Origin of the sequence: Streptomyces sp. NBC_00536, from assembly GCF_036346295.1 — a bacterium.
Classification (GTDB): Bacteria; Actinomycetota; Actinomycetes; order Streptomycetales; family Streptomycetaceae; genus Streptomyces.
Window position 1 is genome coordinate 4,229,081 of record NZ_CP107819.1, and the last position, 19,911, is coordinate 4,248,991.

17 protein-coding genes are annotated in these 19,911 nt (G+C 72.1%); 10 read left to right on the forward strand and 7 right to left on the reverse strand.

All coding sequences use genetic code 11. The features are described 5' to 3' along the window. The first annotated feature begins 16 nt into the window (after positions 1-16). From cydB to OHS33_RS18510, 3 genes are all read left to right on the forward strand, one after another. Positions 17-1,018: a cytochrome d ubiquinol oxidase subunit II gene (cydB, locus tag OHS33_RS18500; RefSeq protein WP_330331531.1), complete on the forward strand. Its 1,002-nt coding sequence runs from the start codon at positions 17-19 to the stop codon at positions 1,016-1,018. A 65-nt stretch (positions 1,019-1,083) separates the two neighbouring features. Further along, positions 1,084-4,650 carry a thiol reductant ABC exporter subunit CydD gene (cydD, locus tag OHS33_RS18505; protein ID WP_330331532.1) on the forward strand — a complete coding sequence of 1,189 codons (3,567 nt, stop codon included), beginning with the start codon at positions 1,084-1,086 and terminating at the stop codon, positions 4,648-4,650. A gap of 63 nt (positions 4,651-4,713) precedes the next feature. After that, positions 4,714-6,429: a sensor histidine kinase gene (locus OHS33_RS18510; protein ID WP_330331533.1), complete on the forward strand. Its 1,716-nt coding sequence runs from the start codon at positions 4,714-4,716 to the stop codon at positions 6,427-6,429. Here OHS33_RS18510 and OHS33_RS18515 read toward each other — a convergent pair. Continuing rightward, complete coding sequence (locus tag OHS33_RS18515; protein ID WP_330331534.1) at positions 6,426-7,340, reverse strand: Cof-type HAD-IIB family hydrolase; 915 nt, start codon at positions 7,338-7,340, stop codon at positions 6,426-6,428. The genes OHS33_RS18510 and OHS33_RS18515 overlap by 4 nt on opposite strands. A 54-nt stretch (positions 7,341-7,394) precedes the next feature. Between OHS33_RS18515 and OHS33_RS18520 the strand changes: the two genes are divergently transcribed. After that, positions 7,395-8,297 (forward strand): LLM class flavin-dependent oxidoreductase, encoded by a 903-nt coding sequence (locus OHS33_RS18520; RefSeq protein ID WP_330331535.1) that lies wholly within the window; start codon positions 7,395-7,397, stop codon positions 8,295-8,297. Positions 8,298-8,341: 44 nt separating this feature from the next. On the opposite strand, the gene OHS33_RS18525 is transcribed toward OHS33_RS18520, so the two are convergent. Together OHS33_RS18525 and OHS33_RS18530 are read right to left on the reverse strand one after the other, a co-directional pair. Then, positions 8,342-9,016, reverse strand: a complete 675-nt coding sequence (locus OHS33_RS18525) for a hypothetical protein (protein ID WP_330331536.1) — start codon at positions 9,014-9,016, stop codon at positions 8,342-8,344. 70 nt (positions 9,017-9,086) lie between these two features. After that, positions 9,087-9,626 carry an RNA 2'-phosphotransferase gene (locus OHS33_RS18530; RefSeq protein WP_330331537.1) on the reverse strand — a complete coding sequence of 180 codons (540 nt, stop codon included), beginning with the start codon at positions 9,624-9,626 and terminating at the stop codon, positions 9,087-9,089. Positions 9,627-9,759: 133 nt separating this feature from the next. Between OHS33_RS18530 and OHS33_RS18535 the strand changes: the two genes are divergently transcribed. After that, complete coding sequence (locus OHS33_RS18535) at positions 9,760-10,578, forward strand: aquaporin (protein ID WP_330331538.1); 819 nt, start codon at positions 9,760-9,762, stop codon at positions 10,576-10,578. A 118-nt stretch (positions 10,579-10,696) separates the two neighbouring features. Here OHS33_RS18535 and OHS33_RS18540 read toward each other — a convergent pair whose 3' ends face one another. The 4 genes from OHS33_RS18540 to OHS33_RS18555 are packed head-to-tail and all read right to left on the reverse strand — an operon-like array spanning position 10,697 to position 15,245. Further along, complete coding sequence (locus OHS33_RS18540; RefSeq protein WP_330331539.1) at positions 10,697-11,653, reverse strand: MerR family transcriptional regulator; 957 nt, start codon at positions 11,651-11,653, stop codon at positions 10,697-10,699. A 54-nt stretch (positions 11,654-11,707) separates the two neighbouring features. Further along, positions 11,708-12,610, reverse strand: a complete 903-nt coding sequence (locus tag OHS33_RS18545; RefSeq protein WP_330331540.1) for a metal-dependent hydrolase — start codon at positions 12,608-12,610, stop codon at positions 11,708-11,710. Next, positions 12,607-14,367, reverse strand: a complete 1,761-nt coding sequence (locus OHS33_RS18550; protein ID WP_330335094.1) for an SDR family oxidoreductase — start codon at positions 14,365-14,367, stop codon at positions 12,607-12,609. The genes OHS33_RS18545 and OHS33_RS18550 overlap by 4 nt, the downstream gene beginning before the upstream one ends. A 5-nt stretch (positions 14,368-14,372) precedes the next feature. Beyond that, the gene (locus OHS33_RS18555) at positions 14,373-15,245 is read right to left on the reverse strand and encodes a M24 family metallopeptidase (RefSeq protein ID WP_330331541.1); all 873 of its coding nucleotides are present in this window, start codon (positions 15,243-15,245) and stop codon (positions 14,373-14,375) included. 223 nt (positions 15,246-15,468) lie between these two features. On the opposite strand from OHS33_RS18555, the gene OHS33_RS18560 reads away from it, so the two are divergent. The 5 genes from OHS33_RS18560 to OHS33_RS18580 all read left to right on the forward strand — a co-directional run bounded on the left by OHS33_RS18560 (position 15,469) and on the right by OHS33_RS18580 (position 19,718). After that, on the forward strand, positions 15,469-16,440 hold the full coding sequence (locus tag OHS33_RS18560) for an ABC transporter ATP-binding protein (RefSeq protein ID WP_330331542.1): 972 nt from the start codon (positions 15,469-15,471) through the stop codon (positions 16,438-16,440). Beyond that, the gene (locus tag OHS33_RS18565) at positions 16,430-17,317 is read left to right on the forward strand and encodes an ABC transporter permease subunit (protein WP_330331543.1); all 888 of its coding nucleotides are present in this window, start codon (positions 16,430-16,432) and stop codon (positions 17,315-17,317) included. Before OHS33_RS18560 ends, OHS33_RS18565 begins: the two co-directional genes overlap by 11 nt. Further along, positions 17,314-18,225 (forward strand): ABC transporter ATP-binding protein, encoded by a 912-nt coding sequence (locus OHS33_RS18570; RefSeq protein WP_330331544.1) that lies wholly within the window; start codon positions 17,314-17,316, stop codon positions 18,223-18,225. The genes OHS33_RS18565 and OHS33_RS18570 overlap by 4 nt, the downstream gene beginning before the upstream one ends. A gap of 16 nt (positions 18,226-18,241) precedes the next feature. Continuing rightward, positions 18,242-18,961, forward strand: a complete 720-nt coding sequence (locus tag OHS33_RS18575) for an ABC transporter permease (protein ID WP_330331545.1) — start codon at positions 18,242-18,244, stop codon at positions 18,959-18,961. 85 nt (positions 18,962-19,046) lie between these two features. Then, positions 19,047-19,718 (forward strand): rhomboid-like protein, encoded by a 672-nt coding sequence (locus OHS33_RS18580; protein ID WP_330331546.1) that lies wholly within the window; start codon positions 19,047-19,049, stop codon positions 19,716-19,718. Positions 19,719-19,911: the final 193 nt, after the last annotated feature.

The following is a 19,911-nucleotide window of genomic DNA, read 5'->3' on the forward strand; positions in this document are numbered from 1 at the left end:
CTGGGGAGACCACACCATGCAACTCCACGACGTCTGGTTCGTGCTCATCGCCGTCCTCTGGATCGGCTACTTCTTCCTGGAGGGCTTCGACTTCGGGGTCGGCGTGCTGACCAAGCTGCTGGCCCGTGACCGCAAGGAGAAGCGGGTCCTGATCAACACGATCGGGCCCGTCTGGGACGGCAACGAGGTCTGGCTGCTCACCGCGGGAGGCGCGACCTTCGCGGCTTTCCCCGACTGGTACGCCACCCTCTTCTCCGGCTTCTACCTGCCGCTGCTGATCATCCTGGTCTGCCTCATCGTCCGGGGCGTGGCCTTCGAGTACCGGCACAAGAGGCCCGAGGACAGGTGGCAGTCCAACTGGGAGCAGGCGATCTTCTGGACCTCGCTGATCCCCGCCTTCCTGTGGGGCGTCGCCTTCGCCAACATCGCGCGGGGCGTGAAGATCGACGAACACAAGGAGTACGTCGGCACCTTCCTCGACCTGCTCAACGTCTACTCGATCCTCGGCGGCCTGGTCACCCTCACCCTGTTCACCTTCCACGGCGCGGTCTTCACCTCGCTCAAGACGGTCGGTGACATCCGGGTCCGCTCGCGGAAGCTGGCCACCCGGCTGGGTGTGGTGACCGCCGTGCTGGCGCTCGTCTTCCTGATCTGGACCCAGGTCTCCAAGGGCGACGGCAAGAGCCTGATCGCGATGGCCATCGCGGTGATCGCGCTCCTCGGGGCGCTCGGCTTCAACCTGGCGGGCCGTGAAGGCTGGTCGTTCGCGCTGTCCGGGATCACCATCGCGGCGGCGGTCGCGATGCTGTTCCTGACGCTCTTCCCGAACGTCATGCCCTCCTCGCTGAACGACGCCTGGAGCCTCACGGTCACCAACGCCTCGTCCACGCCCTACACCCTCAAGATCATGACCTGGTGCGCGGGCGTGGCGACCCCGCTCGTCCTGCTCTACCAGAGCTGGACCTACTGGGTGTTCCGCAAGCGGATCGGCACGCAGCACATCGCCGACGCGCACTGAGCCCGGATCCGCCGGGCCGTTCCGGCTGACCCTCCTGTCTGACCCTGCCTTGGGGGATGTTTCACGTGAAACCGATCGACCCGCGCCTACTCCGGTACGCCCGCTCCACCCGCCTCTTCCTGGGGGCGGTGGTGGCCCTGGGACTCGCCGGAGCGGGGCTGGTCGTCGGCCAGGCGATGCTGATCGCCGAGATCGTGGTCGGTGCCTTCGAGGACGGTCGGGGCGGTCAGGCCCTGCGGACGCCGCTGCTGCTCCTCGCGGCGGTGGCCCTGGGCCGGGCCCTGGTCGCCTGGCTCACCGAGCTGGCCGCCCACCGGGCCAGTGCCGCGGTCAAGTCGGAGCTGCGCGGCCGACTGCTGGAACGGGCCGCGGACCTGGGCCCGTCCTGGCTCAGCGGCCAGCGGACGGGTTCCCTGGTGGCCCTGGCCACCCGGGGCGTGGACGCGCTCGACGACTACTTCTCCCGGTACCTGCCGCAGCTCGGGCTCGCGGTCGTGGTGCCGGTGGCGGTGCTCGCCCGGATCGTCACGGAGGACTGGGTATCGGCGGCCATCATCGTGGTCACGCTGCCGCTGATCCCGGTCTTCATGATCCTCATCGGGTGGGCCACCCAGTCCCGGATGGACCGCCAGTGGCGGCTGCTGTCCCGGCTCTCGGGCCACTTCCTCGACGTGGTCGCGGGCCTGCCGACGCTCAAGGTCTTCGGCCGGGCCAAGGCCCAGGCCGAGTCCATCCGGACCATCACCGACGACTACCGGCGGGCCACGATGCGCACGCTGCGCATCGCCTTCCTCTCGTCCTTCGCACTGGAGCTGCTCGCCACCCTGTCGGTGGCGCTGGTCGCCGTGACCATCGGCATGCGGCTCGTGCACGGTGACCTCGACCTGTACACGGGTCTGGTCATCCTGATCCTGGCGCCCGAGGCGTACCTGCCGCTGCGGCAGGTCGGGGCGCAGTACCACGCGGCCGCCGAGGGGCTGGCGGCCGCGGAAGAGATCTTCGAGGTCCTGGAGACACCGGTGACCGCCGCGGGCGGTACGGCCGCCGTACCGCCCGCCGCCGCCGCGGAGCTGAGCTTCGAGGGCGTCGAGGTCCGCTACGAGGGCCGCGCCGAGTCCTCGCCCGGGCCGGTCTCGCTGACGGTCGCGCCGGGGGAGTGCGTCGCGCTCACCGGTCCCAGCGGGGTGGGCAAGTCCACCCTCCTCCAGGTGCTGCTCGGGTTCGTGGCGCCGACCGGGGGGCGGGTGCGGATCGGGGGCGTCGACCTGGCCGAGCTGTCCCTGGAGCAGTGGCGCGAGCGGATCGCGTGGGTGCCGCAGCGCCCGCACCTGTTCGCGGGGACCATCGCGGAGAACGTACGGCTGGCCCGTCCGGAGGCCTCGGACGAAGAGGTCGCGCGGGCGCTGCGGGACGCGGGGGCCGAGGAGTTCGTCGCCGCGCTGCCGGGCGGGGCGCGGACCGCGCTGGGCGAGGGCGGGGTGGGCCTGTCGGCCGGACAGCGTCAGCGGCTCGCGCTCGCCCGGGCGTTCCTGGCGGACCGGCCGGTGCTGCTGCTGGACGAGCCGACGGCCGCGCTGGACGGGGAGACCGAGGCCGCGGTGGTGGACGCTGTACGGCGGCTGGCCGCCGGTCGGACGGTGCTGCTCGTGGTGCACCGGCCGGCGCTGCTGGCGGTGGCGGACCGGGTGGTGGCCGTGGGGACCGGGGCCGCGGCGCGCACCCCGGCCACGGGCCCCGCGCCGGGCGCCGTCCCCGACGTGGCGGCCGGGCCGCACAGTGAACCCGGTGGATGGATCCTGGGCGAGGTCGACGAGAGCGGCGGGGCCGCCGGGCCGGGGGCACCCGTTCCCGTGGCCGGCGGCGCCACCACCGGCCACCCGCTCGCGCGGGTCCGGGCCGCCGCCGCGCGGTGGCAGGGCCGGTTCCGGCTCGGGCTGCTGCTCGGGGCGCTGGCCGTCGGGTGCGGAGTCGGCCTGATGGCGGTGTCCGGCTGGCTGATCTCCCGGGCCTCCGAACACCCTCCCGTGCTCTATCTGATGGTGGCCGTCACCGCGACCCGGGCCTTCGGGATGGGCCGCGCCGTCTTCCGCTACGCGGAGCGGCTGGTCTCCCACGACGCGGTGCTGCGGATGCTCGCGGAGCTGCGCGTCGCCGTGTTCCGGCGGCTGGAGCGCATCGCGCCCGGCGGACTGCGCGAGCGGCGCCGCGGTGATCTGCTGACCCGCCTGGTGGCCGACGCCGACGCGCTGCAGGACTACTGGCTGCGCTGGCTGCTGCCGGTCGGTACCGCCGTGCTCGTCGGGCTGGGCTCGGTCGGCTTCACCGCCTGGCTGCTTCCGGAGGCCGGGGCCGTGCTCGCCGTGGGGCTGCTCGCCGCGGGGATCGGCGTACCGCTCATCAGCGGGGCCTGTGCGCGGCGGGCCGAGCGCAGGCTCGCGCCCGCGCGGGGTGAGCTGGCCACCCGGGTGGCGGATCTGCTCTCCGGGACCGCCGAGCTGACCGTCGCCGGGGCGCTGGACGGACGCAAGGAACGGGCGCGGGAGAGCGACGGGGTCCTCACCCGGATCGCCGCCCGCGGGGCCGTGGCCACCGGGATCGGCAGCGGGCTCTCCTCCCTGATCTGTGGTCTGACCGTGGTGGCGGCCGCCGCCGTCGCCGCGGGCGCGGTGGCCGACGGGCGGCTCGGCGGGGTGGCGATGGCCGTCGCCGTGCTCACCCCGCTCGCCGCTTTCGAAGCGGTCAACGGGCTGCCGCTGGCCGTCCAGTACCGCCAGCGGGTCCGGCGCAGCGCCGAGCGCGTCTACGAGGTCATCGACGCTCCGGCGCCGGTCGCCGAGCCGGAGCGGCCGGGCGACGCGCCCGTCTCCCCCTTCCCGCTGCGGCTGACCGGGCTCGCCGCCCGTCACCCCGGGCAGGAGCGGGATGCGCTGCGGGAGGTCGACCTGACCCTCGAAGCGGGCCGCCGGATCGCGGTCGTGGGGCTCTCCGGCGCGGGGAAGACCACGCTGGCGCAGGTGCTCCTGCGGTTCCTGGACGTGGGCGAGGGCTCCTACACCGTCGCGGGGGTCGACGTACGGACCCTGGACGGGGACGACGTGCGCCGGTTCGTGGGCCTGTGCGCGCAGGACGCGCACCTCTTCGACAGCTCGGTGCGGGAGAACCTGCGCCTGGCGCGGACCGGGGCGAGCGAGGCGGAGCTGCGCGCGGCGCTCGCGGCCGCCCGGTTGCTGGAGTGGGCGGACGGGCTGCCCGACGGGCTGGACACGCTCGTCGGTGAGCACGGCGAACGGATCTCCGGCGGTCAGCGGCAGCGGCTGGCCCTGGCACGGGCGCTGCTGGCCGACTTCCCCGTCCTGGTGCTGGACGAGCCGGCCGAGCACCTGGACGTGGCCACCGCGGACGCGCTGACCGAGGACCTGCTGAGCGCGACCGAGGGGCGGACCACGGTGCTGATCACGCACCGGCTGGCCGGGCTCGACGCGGTGGACGAGATCCTCGTACTGGACGGCGGCCGGGTGGTGCAGCGCGGTCCGTACGCCGAGCTCGCCGCCGTCGAGGGGCCGCTGCGGCGGATGGTCGAGCGGGAGCGGGAAGGAGACCTGGCCGGAGCCGGGCGCCTGGAAACGGCCTGATCCCGAGGGGAGAAGGCCGGTCCCGACTTTCCCCAGCAAAAGGGACTAACTAGTCTCAAGGGCATGTCAGTGCAGGAGTCGCAGGAATCGCCGGACCCGTTGGAGGCCGCCACCCGGGCCACCCGGAGTCTGCAGGGGCTGTCCACCGAGCTCACCGCCCGTGTACCGCAGCTGCTGGAGGCGATGCGGTCGGTCGGCACCGGCCTCGAACTGCACTCCACGCTGGACCGCATCTGCGAGACCGCCGCGGAGCTGGCCGACGCCCGCTACGCGGCGATCGGCGTCGTGGACACGGAGGGCCGCGGGCTCTCCGATTTCGTCACCTACGGCATCGACACCGAGACGGCCCGGCGCATCGGGCACCGCCCCGACGGCAAGCGCGGCCTGCTCGGCGCGCTGATCAAGGACCCGGACACGGTCCGGCTCGCCGATCTCTCCAGGGACCCGCGCTCGGCCGGGTTCCCGGCGGGCCACCCGCCGATGAAGACCTTCCTCGGCGTACCGATCCGGGTGCAGGGCGAGATCTTCGGCAATCTGTACCTCGCCGAGAAGCACGGCGGCGGCGAGTTCAACGACTACGACGTCCACATGGTTCGGGTGCTGGCGACCGAGGCGGGCATCGCGATCGGCAACGCCCGCCTGTACGAGGCGGCCACCCAGCGCGAACGCTGGATCGACGGCTCGGTGGCCGTCACCACCGCGCTCCTGTCGGGCGGGGACGCCGACGACGCGCTCGCCGTCGTCGCGGAACAGGCCCGCCGTCTGGCGGACTCGGCGGCCGGGATCGTGATGCTGCCCTCCGAGGAGGGCGGGATGGAGATCGTGGCGGTCTCCGCCGACAACCCGGGCACCTCGCTCGGCGTACTGATCCCGGGCGAGAGCCCCGTGGTGGACAAGCTCCTGCACGGCGAGCCGGTGTTCGTGGACGACGCGTCTTCGGACCCCCGGATGATAGGGCGTCTGACCAGCCAGTACGGGCCCTGCATGATGCTCCCGCTGCACAGCGGCGGGCGGGTGCTGGGCGCGCTCGTGACGCCCCGGGGGCGCGGGAAGCGGCCGTTCAGCGAGGCCGAGCGGACCCTGGCCACGCAGTTCGCCTCACAGGCGGCGCTCGCGCTGATGATGGCCGAGGCCCAGCGGGACCGGGAACGCCTCGCGGTGTTCGAGGACCGCGACCGGATCGCCCGTGACCTGCACGACCTGGTCATCCAGCGGCTGTTCGCCACCGGAATGATGCTGGAGGGCGCCCAGCGCCGCTCCATCGTCCCCGAGGTGCGTGACGGGGTCGGCAAGGCCGTCGACGAGCTGGACGTGACGATCCAGGAGATCCGGACCGCGATCTTCGCCCTCCAGCAGGGCCCGGCGGAGGCGCCCTCGGGGCTGCGCACGCGGGTGCTGCGCGAGATCAACATGGCGGCTGTACCGCTGGGCTTCAAGCCCGCGCACCGCTTCCTCGGGCCGATCGACGCGGTGGTCGGCGAACTGGTCGGCAAGAACCTGATCGCCGCGCTGCGCGAGGCGCTGTCCAACGCGTTCCGGCACTCTGAGGCGGGCCGGATCGAGGTGGTGGTGGACTCGACGGTCACGCTGGCGGACGGGCGGCCGGGCGTCCGGCTGGAGGTCGCGGACGACGGAGTGGGCATCCCCGAGGGCGGTCGGCGCAGCGGGCTGCGGAACCTGCGGCGCCGGGCGGAGTCGCTGGGCGGGTCCAGCTCGTACGGCCCGGGCCTTGGGGAGGACGGCGGCGGGACCACCCTGGTGTGGGAGGCGCCCCTCTAGTTCGCCCTCTCCTTCCGGTCCGCTTCCTTCCGGTCCGCTTCCTTCCGGTCGGCCAGGATCTGCTCGATGACGAGGGCGACCCCGTCCTCGTTGTTGGCGACCGTACGTCCCGACGCGGCCTCGATCACGGCGGGGTGGGCGTTGCCCATCGCGTACGAGGTGCCCGCCCAGCTCAGCATCTCCACGTCGTTGGGCATGTCCCCGAAGGCGACGACCTCGGCGGGCGAGATGCCGCGTTCGGCGCAGCAGCGCTCCAGGGTGCTGGCCTTGGACACGCCGAGGCCGCTGACCTCCAGGAGGGCGGTCGGGCTGGAGCGCGTGATCGAGCCGTGCTCCCCGGCGACGGCGCGCGCCAGGGTCAGGAAGGCGTCCGGCGACAGCTCGGGGTGGTGGGCGAGCAGCTTGAGGACGGGCGCGGCCGCCGTGGACGGGTCCGCGTACAGCAGCTTCTCGGCGGTGGCCACCGTGGCACCCGGGTCCTGGAAGAACGGGGGGTAGGTGGGCTCGTAGTGGATGCCGGTGGTCAGCTCGACGGCGAACGAGCTGCCGGGGGCGGCGGCGCGCAGGGCGTGCACGACGGCCAGCGCGTCGGTCCGGGGCAGCTCACGGACCTGGACGAACTCCCGCCCGGCGTGCAGATCGACCACGGCGGCGCCGTTCGCGCAGATGGCGAGGCCGTGTCCGTGCACGTGTTCGGCGACGACGTCCATCCAGCGGGCCGGACGGCCGGTGACGAAGAAGACCTCGATCCCGGCCTCCTCGGCGGCCGCGAGCGCGGCGACCGTGCGGTCGGACACCGACTTGTCGTCGCGCAGCAGGGTGCCGTCGAGGTCGGTGGCGATGAGGCGGGGGGTGGGTGCGGGCCCGTCCGGGCGCTGGGGAGCCGAGGTCACGGCTCCATCTTCGCCCATGGGCCGGCCTGGCCGGACCAGTCCCGTCGGCCGGGTCACCGTAGGCTCTGAGCCATGAGTCTGCGTCTGAGCACTGTGATTCTCCCGGTACGCCGCTGGCACGAAGGCGGCCGCGATCAGTGGCTGCGAGCCGAGGAACTCGGCTTCCACACCGCCTACACCTACGACCACCTGTCCTGGCGGACCTTCCGGGACGGCCCGTGGTTCGGTGCGGTGCCCACCCTGACCGCCGCGGCCGCCGCGACCGAGCGGATGCGCCTGGGCACGCTCGTGACCTCGCCGAACTTCCGGCACCCGGTGACCCTCGCCAAGGACCTGATGTCGCTGGACGACATCTCCGGCGGCCGGATCACTCTCGGCATCGGGGCGGGGGGCAACGGCTTCGACGCGACCGCGCTCGGGCAGGAGGCCTGGACCCCGCGCGAGCGGGCCGACCGGTTCGCCGAGTTCGTGCCGTTGCTCGACCGGCTGCTGACCGACGAAGCGGTGACGCACGAGGGCACCTTCTACTCCGCTGACCAGGCCCGCAACATTCCCGGCTGCGTCCAGCGGCCCCGGCTGCCGTTCGCGGTGGCCGCGACCGGACCGCGCGGGCTGAAGCTGACCGCCCGGCACGGCCAGGCCTGGGTGACCACGGGCGACCCGAAGCTGTTCGAGGCGGGCACCCCGGAGCAGTCGGTCGAGGCGCTCCGCGGCCAGATCGAGAAGCTGGGCAAGGCGTGCGCCGAGATCGGCCGTGACCCGGAGACGGTCGGGAAGATCCTGCTGACCGGGTTCACCCCGGAGGCGAACACGATGCTGCGCTCGCTCGACGCGTTCGTCGACTTCGTCGGACGCCACAGCGAGCTGGGCTTCAGTGAGCTGGTGATCCACGCGCCGATCCCGGACTCGGACTTCGCCGCTGACCAGGACGTGTTCGAGAAGATCGCCACCGAGGGACTCGCGCAGCTGGCGTGACGCGGGCCGGGGCAGGGCGGTTCGCCGCCCTGCCCCGACCGTGCTCAGGCGGTCAGCCGGCTCAGCGCCTTCTCGGCCTGGGGCAGCAGCCAGTCGGGCGCCGCCCCTTGGGGCAGGGCGCGCAGCTCCTCGACGAAGGCCGTCAGCCGGGCCGTGGCACGGTCCGTGCGGCCCAGCTCCCGGTCGGTTCCGGTGGCGGCCCGCAGGCACAGGAACCGCTCCGAGACGCGCCCTGGGTCCGGTCGCGCACCGTCAGCCAGGCCAGCGAGCGCAGTATCCGGACCTCGGACACCGGGTCTTCGCCGATCGCCCGGCGCAGTTCCAGTGCCCGTTCGTAGGCGGCGACCCGCGTCCGCCGGCCGGTCGGCGAGGGACAGGGCGCCGGCCGCCGAGTGCGCGAGGTGCGCGTGGGGCCGGGGATCCTCCCAGCCCTTGGTGACATCGGCGGCCAGCAGGTACTGCTCGGCCGCCCCCGCCGGGTCGTGCAGATCGGCCAGCAGGTCACCGAGGAGTTCCCGGGCCTGTACCTCCGGGTGCTCCCCGTGCCCCGCGAGGTCCGCGAGCGCGGACTGGAGCACCTCCACCGCTTCGGCCGTGCGCTGGCCCGCCGCGTAGGCGCGGGCGAGCAGCAGCCGGGCCCGCGCCCCGCCCGCCTCGGTGAGGCCGGCCAGATCGAACCAGTGCGCGCTGTCCAGGGCGAGCCGGGCCGCCTCCGCCACGGCCTCCCCGTCCCCGTTCGCGTCCCCGTTCGCGTCCCCGTTCGCGCCTCCGCACAGCAGGAGCCAGGGGCTACGGCAGGCGCAGGAATTCCGGCGGTACGGAGTCCACCAGCCACACGCCGTTCGCGCTGATCCGGAACACGTGCCCGGCCGCCCGCATCGCGCCCGCGTCCACGCTGAGCACGACCGGTCGGCCGCGCCGCGCGCCCACCCGGGTGGCGGTCTCCCGGTCGGGGGACAGGTGGACGTGGTGGCGCCGCATGGGGCGCAGGCCCTCGGCGCGGATCGCGCCGAGGGCGGCGGCGACGGTGCCGTGGTAGAGGTACGCGGGCGGTTCGGCCTCGGGGAGGTCCAGGTCGACGTCGACGGTGTGGCCCTGATTGGCCCGGATGCGGGTGCCGGCCACGGCGAAGCGCTGTTTGTCGTTGGCGGCGACGACGTGGTCGAGTTCGGCCCGGGTGATGGGGAAGCGGTGGTCCGCGGCCGCGCGCAGGAGGTCGTCGATCTCCACCCAGCCGTGGGCATCGAGCACCAGTCCGATCCGTTCCGGCTGATGTCGCAGGTGTTTCGAGACGTATTTGGACACCTTCACGGTGCGTTTCTCGTCCATGGAGGCCAGGTTGCCCGGTGGAGGACGGCATGCCAAAGGCTTTACGTTCCCTTGGATCTTGATGAGACCCCCCTTCCGTGCTTTCGGTATACGGAATACTTTTTCCGTTGCACTCCGACCTGGGGGAGAAACCATGACCGCACCAGCGATTGCCGCACCAGCGATCACCGCACCCGTCACGGCCCTGGCCGTGGCCTCTCTGCCACGCCGCGCGGCCGCCGAACTCATAGGAACCTGCGGGCTCCTCGTCGTCGTCATCGGATCCGGAATACAGGCCGCGGCCCTGAGCCGGGACGCCGGCGTGGCCCTCGTCGCCAACTCCCTGGCTTCGGCGATCGGCCTCGGTCTGATCATCACCCTGCTGGGGCCGCTGTCCGGGGCGCACCTCAACCCCGTCGTCAGCCTCACCTCCTGGTGGGCGCGGCGCGGCGGGGGTGAGGGCCTGGACGGGCGCGAGGCGCTCGTCTACACCGCGGCCCAGACCGCGGGCGCCATCGGCGGGGCGGTGCTGGCCGAAACGATGTTCGGGCGGGTGCCGGGCACCTTCGCCACCCAGGTCCGGGGCGGCGGACACCTGCTGGTCGGCGAGGTCGTCGCCACCGCGGGGCTGGTCCTCGTCATCCAGGGGCTCGGGCGGATCGGGCGGCCGAGGCTGATCCCGGCCGCGGTGGCCGCGTACATCGCCGCCGCGATCTGGTTCACCTCCTCGGGCTCCTTCGCCAACCCGGCCGGAACCGTCGGGCGCGCCTTCAGCGACTCCTTCACCGGGATCGCGCCGCAGTCGCTGCCCGGGTTCGTCGGGGCGCAGTTGGTCGGCGGGGTCCTCGGCCTGGCCCTCGCGGCCCTGCTGTACGGCCGCCGCCCGGCGGTTGGCGGTGCCGACGCGGTGCTCGTGGTGACGCCCAAGAGCGTGGGCGCCGGAACCGACCCGGATTACGCGCGCGCCGGCTGACCTCCCGCCCCAACCGGCCTGCCATCGACGGGGATCGGGGATGTCCACAGGAAAGACCCACTTGTCCACAGCCGATTCGGTGGGTTTTGTCGGCAAACGGGTGACCCCCCTGTGGAAACTAACCGCCGCGCCGCGCCAGCTCGTTCATCGTCCGCGCCTGCAACTCCCGCTCCGTGGCGGCCCGGACGAAGGCCGCCACGTGCTCGGCCCCGACCAGGTCCTGTACCGCCCGTACGGTCTCGGCCGGCAGCACCACCGGAGCCGGACCCGGCGGCTGCTGCGGGCCGACCGCTCCCAGGTGCCGCTGCAGGTGCCGGGTCGCGAACAGCCGCATGGCCCGGGCCAGCTCGGCGTCCACCGTCTGCTGGGCCAGCGGCCGCAGCCTGCGCACCATGGCGGCCGCGGCGGTCGCCGCCGCGTCCGTCAGGGTCAGCTCCACCGCGCACGCGGGGTCGATCGCGGCGGTCGCCTCGGTGTGGTGGCCGAGGTAGCGGGCGAAGACGTGCTCGGTGGTGAACTCCAGGAAGCGCGAGGCGATGTGCTCCACCTGGCCGCGCAGCTCCCGCAGGTGCCCGGTGATCGCCGCGAGCGGCACCCCGGCCGCATACAGCTCGGCGGCCACCGCCAGCTCCTGGGGCGAGGGGACGAGGAACTCGTCCGCCCGCCCCGGGATCCGCTCCAGGACACCCAGCTCGCAGGCCTCGTCCACCGCCGCGTCGTCCGGCGTGCCGCCGAACCGTTCGTTCAACTCGGCCCGGCTGATCCGGGCCGCCTCCTCGTCCGTCCACGGCCCGTGCACCTCGGCGACCAGCCCGAGTACGCCGCCCAGTCCGCGCCCGGCGTCCCAGGCCTCCAGCAGCTCCTTGATGGAGGCCAGGGTGTAGCCGCGGTCCAGCAGGTCGGCGATCTGGCGCAGCCGTGCCAGATGCGTGTCCCGGTACACGTTGGACCGGCCGCGCCGCTCCGGCTTCGGCAGCAGACCGCGGTCCTGGTACGCCCGGATCGTGCGCACCGTCGCCCCGCTGTGGTGCGCCAGATCCTCGATCCGGTACTCGGCTACTGCCTGATCGGACAATCCCACTCCCTACGACGGGCCTACGACGGGCCTACGAGGGGCCCACGACAGGCCCTACGACATGGCGGCTCGGCCGACCGCGCCCGCCGCGGCGCGGGCGGCGGGCGAAGTCGTCAGGTACTCGACCGCCCTGCGCAGCGAGCCCTCCTGCGAGGGATGGTACGACCGCCGGAAGTAGCGGGGTATGGCCGCGCCCAGCTCTCTCCAGGTCGGCAGCAGCCCCTTGGCCACGGCCTGGTTGTGAGCGCGCAGCGAATACCGCAGCCGACCGGCGAGTTCGGGGTCGTTGCGTATGAGGTACGCCGTCCCCCACACCCACAGCCAGGCCAGCACCGGGGCGACCACCACCATGCCCTCGACCCGGCGCGCGTACCGGGCCGCGCCGGTCCCCCCGCAGTGCTGGTACATGTCGAAGGCGACGGAGCGGTGCTCCACTTCCTCCGCCCCGTGCCAGCGCAGCAGGTCCAGCATGATCTCGTCCGCGCCCGCCCGGTCGAGCCCCTCGGCGTGCAGCACCCAGTCGCCGAGCACGGCCGTGAACTGCTCGATCGCGGCGACCAGGGAGAGCCGGAAGCGCAGCCACTCCTGCGCGGGCAGCGGCACGCCGAACGGCGGGGTCTCGCCGAGCAGCTTCTCGAAGAGGAAGTCGACGTACTTGGTGAATTCGGCGGTCGGCAGCCGCTGCGCCGTGAGGTGGTCCAGTACGTAGGAGTGCTGCACGCTGTGCGTGGCCTCCTGGCCCATGAACCCCTTGACCTCCTGGCGCAGCACGGGGTCGGTGACCAGGGGCAGGCCCTCCTTGAAGACCTTGACGAACCACCGCTCCCCGGCGGGCAGCAGCAGGTGCAGCACATTGATCACATGGGTGGCGGTGGGCTCGTCCGGTATCCAGTGCAGCGGGGTGGTCCGCCAGTCGAAGGCCACCCGGCGTGGCTGGATCCGGTACGCCCCGCTCACAGCGGGTCCAGTTTCGCGAAGGCCCGCAGCGCCCCGGGGGCGAGGCGGGACATCCACAGCGCGCCCTTGGACTCGGGCGTCACCGGCACCACCGCCTGGTTCTTCACCACGGCCAGCAGGATCGCGTCGGCGACCTTCTCCGGCGGGAAGTTGCGCAGCCCGTACAGCCGCGAGGACTTCTGCTGGCGGCGCTTCTCCTCCGCCGCGTCCACCCCGGTGAACCGGGAGGTGGCGGTGATGTTGGTGTTGACGATGCCGGGGCAGATCGCCGAGACGCCGATCGACCGGTCCGCCAGCTCGGCGCGCAGGCACTCGGACAGCATCAGCACCGCCGCCTTCGAGGTGCTGTAGGCGGGCAGGCTCTTGGTCGGCAGGTAGGCCGCGGCGGAGGCGGTGTTGACGATGTGGCCGCCCTGGCCGCGGTCCGCCATCTGCTTCCCGAAGATCCGGCAGCCATGGATGACGCCCCACAGGTTGACGTCGAGGACCTTCTTCCAGTCCTCCGAGCTGGTCTCCAGGAACGGCCCGGAGAGCCCGATCCCGGCGTTGTTGACCAGGACGTCCACAATGCCGTACTCGGCGGCGACCTTCGCCGCGAGCTTCTCCATCTGCTGCTCGTCGCTGACGTCCACGCACTCGCCCCAGGCCTGCGGGGCGCCCACCAGCCGGGCCATCTCGGCGGTCCGGGAGGCCCCTTCGCCGTCCCGGTCCACGGCCACCACGCGGGCGCCCGCCTCGGCGAACGCGAAGGCCGTGGCCCGCCCGATGCCGCTGGCCGCCCCGGTGACCAGGACGAGCTGGCCGCCGAACCGGTCGGCGTACCTCCCCGGGGCCTTCCGCTCCGGCGCCCGGGTCGCGGGCTCCTCCCGCGAGGTGACGAACTCGCCGATCCACGCGGCCAGCTGGTCGGGGCGGGTCCGCGGCACCCAGTGCTTCGCCGGCAGGGTCCGGCGCAGCAGGTCGGGGGCCCACAGCTCCAGGTCGTCGTAGAGCCGCTCGGACAGGAACGCGTCCCCGGTCGGGGTGATCAGCTGGACGGGTACGTGCGCGTAGGCGTCGGCGCGCGGGCGGCGCAGCCGCGGCCGGACGTTGTCCCGGTAGAGCCAGGCGCCGTGCGCCGCGTCAGAGGGCAGCGACTTCGTCGGATAGTCGCCAGCCGGGATGCCCTCCAGCCGCTCCAGCATCTTGGGCCACCGCTTGCCCAGCGGTCCGCGCCAGGCCAGCTCCGGGAGCACCGGGGTGTGCAGTATGTACACGTACCAGGACTTGGCCCCCTGGCCGAGCAGCTGCGCGGCCCGGCGCGGGGTCGGCCGGGTCATCCGCTTCTTGATCCAGTGCCCGAAGTGGTCGAGGGAGGGCCCCGACATCGAGGTGAAGGAGGCGATCCGCCCCTCCGTGCGCCGTACGGTCGCGAATTCCCAGCCCTGTACGGACCCCCAGTCGTGCCCGACCAGGTGCACCGGCCGGTCCGGGCTCACGGCGTCCGCCACCGCCAGGAAGTCGTCCGTCAGCTTCTCCAGCGTGAAACCGCCGCGCAGCGGCACGGGGGCCGTGGACCTGCCGTGCCCGCGCACGTCGTAGAGCACCACGTGGAAGTGCTCCGCGAGGCGCTCGGCGACCTCCGACCAGACCTCCTTGCTGTCCGGGTACCCGTGCACCAGCACCACGGTCGGCCGCTCGGCGTCGCCCAGTTCCACGACGCACAGCTCGACCCCGCCGGTGCTCACCCAGCGCTCCCGCGCTCCCGCCAGTCGCATCTCGCTCACGCCGCCATCTCCTCCGCCCAACGCCGCACGTGCGGCAGATCGTCATCGAGCCAGAACGCGCTCTCCTCGGGGTCCCGGGAGTCGGTGACGACCAGGATCTCCTCGAACTTCGCGCCGGTGCCGCGGAAACCCAGATGCGGCTCCACCGCCCACAGGCCGGGCTGCGGCGGGTGGTCGGAGAAGGAGTACGGGCTCCACAGCGGGGACCATCCTTCCCGGTGCCCGTGCAGGGCGTCGGAGGCCAGCCCCTTCAGTGCCTGGGTGCCGAACCCGAAGGCGGTCGGCGACCAGCGCCGCTCGGCGACCCGGTCCACCTTGTGCGCGATCACGCCGAAGGGATAGGCGCGGTGCCGGTTGGCGTACCCCTGCCGGATCATCAGCCGCTCGACGTCCTCGTAGATGTCGCGCAGCGAGCGGCGCGCGCGCACCTGCTCCAGGATCAGCTCGCGGTGCGCCTTCAGGTCCGAGAGCAGCCGGTCGTGCACGGGGTTCAGCCCGAGACAGCCGGAGTACCCGATGTCGGCCGTGTACCCCTTGTAGACGGGCGCCATGTCGAGGATGAACGGCATCCCCGGCTCCAGCTTCCGGTTCGTGGGGAAGAACTGGAGCGGGATCCGGAAGTTCACGAAGGCCGTGCGGTCCCCGAACCAGGCGAAGGGCATGTGGAACCAGTCCCGCACCCCGCGCTCGCGCAGCCAGTCGCGCTGCATCCGCGCCGCCTCGCGCTCGGTCACCCCGGGTCTCAGCTGCGCCGCGACCGCCTCGGCGCACGCGTACGAGAGGCGCTGCACTTCCCTGAATCCGTCGAGATCGGCGGCCCGTCCGGCGGCGGTCCGCCCGGTGCCCCGTTGCTTGGTGTCCCCTGCCATGCCAGCCGTCCGTCCGTGTAGCCGTACGCGTCCGTAACTTGACACTGATGAATGTGACAATGCTTGGAGATCACGTCAAGGGCCGTGCACGGACCTGTGGAAAAGTTCTGCGATGTGGACAGCCGCATCAGTCTTCCGGCATGCCGCGTACTCCTGAAGGCGGAGACGGGGTCCCGCTCCAAGGCTGACGTTCCGCGGGGACACGCGCACTAACGTCGGTTCTGTGACTGTCATCGCGACCGAAAGCCTGAGCAAGCGGTACCCCCGAGTGACCGCCCTCGACCGGCTCTCCCTGGACATCGGGCCCGGCGTAACCGGCCTCGTGGGTGCCAACGGAGCCGGCAAGTCCACGCTGATCAAGATTCTGCTGGGACTGTCCCCCGCCACCGAGGGCCGTGCCGCCGTGCTCGGGCTCGATGTCGCCACGCACGGCAACGCCATCCGTGAACGCGTCGGCTACATGCCCGAACACGACTGCCTGCCACCCGACGTCTCGGCCACCGAGTTCGTCGTGCACATGGCCCGCATGTCCGGGCTGCCGCCGACCGCGGCCCGCGAGCGGACCGCTGACACGCTGCGCCACGTCGGGCTCTACGAGGAGCGCTACCGCCCCATCGGCGGGTACTCCACCGGCATGAAGCAGCGCGTCAAGCTGGCCCAGGCGCTGGTCCACGACCCGCAGCTGGTCCTCCTCGACGAGCCCACCAACGGCCTCGACCCGGTCGGCCGCGACGAGATGCTCGACCTGATTCGCCGCGTCCACACCGACTTCGGGATCTCGGTCCTGGTCACCTCCCACCTCCTCGGAGAGCTGGAGCGGACCTGCGACCACGTGGTGGTCGTCGACGGCGGGAAGCTGCTGCGCTCCAGTTCCACCAGCGACTTCACCCAGACCACGGCGACCCTCGCGGTCGAGGTCACCGACACCGACGCCCACCCCGACGGGACCGCCGCGCTGCGCAAGGCGCTCACCGAGGCGGGCCTCGCCCTCCACGCGGCCGAGGAGCAGGGCCTGCCCGGCGCGGGTCACATCCTGCTCGTCGAGGCCGTCGGCGAGGAGACCAACGACAGGATCCGCGACATCGTGGCGGACCTCGGCCTCGGTCTGGTCCGCATGGAACAGCGCCGCCACCACATCGCGGAGGTCTTCCGCGACCACGACCAGCAGAAGGGAGCCGGTTCCGATGGCGCCTGACACCTCGACCCAGATCCACAACATCGGCTACCGGTCCTACGAGGGCTCGCGGCTCGGCCGCGCCTACGCGCGCACCTCGCTGTACTCGATGTCGCTGCGCGGTTCCTACGGGCTCGGCCGCTCCGCCAAGTCCAAGGTCCTCCCGATGATCCTCTTCGGGGTGATGTGCATCCCGGCGCTGATCATGGTCGCGGTCGCGATCGCGGTGCCGGGCAACACCGACCTGCCGATCAAGTACACGACGTACGCCATCACCACCCAGGTGATCATCGGGCTGTACCTCGCCTCCCAGGCCCCGCAGTCGGTCTCCCGGGACCTGCGCTTCAAGACGGTCCCGCTGTACTTCTCGCGGCCCATCGAGCGCGTCGACTACGTCCTCGCCAAGTACGCGGCGATGGCCTCGGCCCTCTTCATCCTCACCGCCATCCCGCTGCTGATCATGTTCATCGGCGCGCTGCTGGCCAAGTTCGACTTCGCCCACCAGGCGAAGGGATTCGGGCAGGGACTCGTGGGCGTACTGCTGCTTTCGCTGCTCTTCTCCGGCCTCGGACTGGTCGCGGCGGCGCTCACCCCGCGCCGCGGCTTCGGTGTCGCCGCGGTCATCGGACTGCTGATCATCCCCTACGGCGCCGTCACCACCGTGCAGGCCGTCGCCTACAACACCGGGTCCGCCGACGCCGTCCAGTGGATGGGCCTGTTCTCCCCGGTCACCCTGATCGACGGGATCCAGACCGCCTTCCTCGGCGGCGCCTCCGCCTTCCCCGGCGGCGAAGGACCCACGGCCGGTATCGGCTTCGTCTATCTGCTGGTCGTACTCGGCCTCATCGTCGGCTCCTACGCCGCGCTGATGGCCCGCTACCGGAAGGCCGGGCTGTGAGCATCATCGACATCGACCACGCTTCCCGTTGGTTCGGGAACGTCGTCGCCGTGAACGACGTGACCATGCGCATCGCCCCCGGTGTGACCGGTCTGCTGGGCCCCAACGGCGCCGGGAAGTCCACCCTCATCAACATGATGGGCGGCTTCCTCGCCCCCTCGACCGGCACCGTCACCCTCGACGGGGCGCCGATCTGGCGCAACGAGCAGGTCTACAAGAACGTGGGCGTCGTGCCCGAGCGCGAGGCCATGTACGACTTCCTCACCGGCCGGGAGTTCGTCGTCGCCAACGCCGAACTGCACGGCCTCGACGACGCGGCCGCCCAGCGGGCACTCGCCACCGTCGAGATGGAGTCCGCCCAGGACCGCAAGATCTCGACCTACTCCAAGGGCATGCGCCAGCGCGTGAAGATGGCCTCGGCCCTCGTCCACGATCCGTCCGTGCTGCTGCTCGACGAGCCCTTCAACGGGATGGACCCGCGCCAGCGCATGCAGCTCATGGAGCTGCTGCGGCGCATGGGCGACGAAGGCCGCACCGTCCTCTTCTCCTCCCACATCCTGGAGGAGGTCGAGCAACTGGCCTCGCACATCGAGGTGGTCGTTGCCGGACGGCACGCGGCTTCCGGCGACTTCCGCAAGATCCGCCGCCTGATGACGGACCGCCCGCACCGCTACCTGGTCCGTTCCTCCGACGACCGGGCGCTCGCCGCGGCCCTGATCGCCGACCCGTCGACCGCCGGGATCGAGGTCGACCTCAAGGAGGGCGCACTGCGGATCCAGGCCGTCGACTTCGGACGCTTCACCGAGCTGCTTCCGCGGATCGCCCGTGCACACGGCATCCGGCTGACGACGGTCTCGCCCTCGGACGAGTCCCTCGAATCGGTCTTCTCCTACCTCGTCGCGGCCTGAAAGGAGCTGGCACCCGATGTACAACCCCACCGTTGCCCGGCTCACCTACCGAGCCCTGCTCGGCCGCCGCCGCGCGCTGATCCTCTTCGCGCTGCCCGCGCTGCTGATCGTCATCTCCATCGCCGTCCGGGGCTTCACCGGAGTGGACGACAAGGCCGCCGCCGATCTGCTCGGCGGCTTCGCCCTCGCCACCATGGTCCCGCTGATCGGTGTCATCGCCGGTACGGGCGCCATCGGCCCGGAGATCGACGACGGCTCGATCGTCTACCTGCTCGCCAAGCCGGTGAAGCGGCCCACGATCATCATGACCAAGCTGATCGTCGCGATCGCGGTCACCATGGCCTTCTCCGCCATCCCCACCCTGATCGCCGGGTTCATCCTCAACGGCAACGGCCAGCAGATCGCCGTCGCCTACACCGTCGCCGCACTCGTGGCCTCGATCGCCTACAGCGCGCTCTTCCTGCTGCTGGGCACCGTCAGCCGGCACGCGGTCGTCTTCGGTCTGGTCTACGCCCTGATCTGGGAGTCGCTCTTCGGCAGCCTGGTCGCCGGAGCCAAGACCCTGAGCGTCCAGCAGTGGGCGCTCGCGCTGGCCGAGCGGGTGGCCGGTCCCGGGTACGTCGACTCCTCCGTCGGCATCGGCACAGCCGTGATCCTGCTCGTCGCCGTCACCGTGGGGGCCACCGTCTACGCCGGCCAGAAGCTGCGCCGTCTGACCCTGGCGGGCGAGGAGTAGGGCCCGCAGCTCCCCCTCGCGTGACCTGTGCCCCGCCCGGCCCACATGCCGGGCGGGGCACAGGTTTGCGCGTCATGATCGGGGCATGCTGCCGCACACCGAGCCCGAGCCCTCCAGGCCCGTGTGGTCCTGGATCCGGGCCTCGCCCGGTACGCACGTCTGGCTGCTGATCATCGCCATCACCAGCATCGTGGTGGCCGTCGTCCCGGAAGAGGTCGACCACTTCCTGTTCCACCGCAACAGCAGCAACATCCACCAGCTCGTCAAGCACCCGTTCCAGGCACTCATCGGCAGCGCGTTCTGGATCGAGAACCCGGCCTCCCTGGCGCTCTACGCCGTGCTCTTCGAGGTGTTCCACGCCTCGGTGGAACGCTGGCTCGGCACCCTGCGCTGGCTGCTGATCGTCGCCAGTGCCCATGTCGTCGCCACGCTGATCAGCCAGAAGATCGTCCTCACGGCGATCCAGGACCACCGCGCCCCGCGCAGCATGGCCCACGTCGTCGACATCGGAGTCAGCTACGGTCTCGCCGCGGCCGTCGGGGTCCTCACCTACCGGTTGCCGAACCCCTGGCGGTGGCTCTACCTCGCCGGAGCCGTGTCCTTCTTCGGGATCCCCCTGGCCACCGGCGGAACCTTCACCGACGCGGGGCACGCCATCGCCCTCTCCATCGGCCTGATCGCCTGGCCGCTGACCCGCCACCCGCACCCGCACGTGGAAGCCGACGCACACCACCATCGTGTTTCACGTGAAACATGAAGAGGTCCGGCAAACATGAAGAGGTCCGGCCGCGGCCGGACCGTGGCCGAACGGCCTGGCGGTAATTCGCTGGTACGGGGCCCTCCCCGGGGGCAGAGTGAGCGGTGCGGGGAGCAACAAAAAGGTCCGGGGCAGCCACTTCGAGCGCGCCTCGCGGCGCGGGCAGCCCCGGACCTTCCCTGCGGTCGTCGCG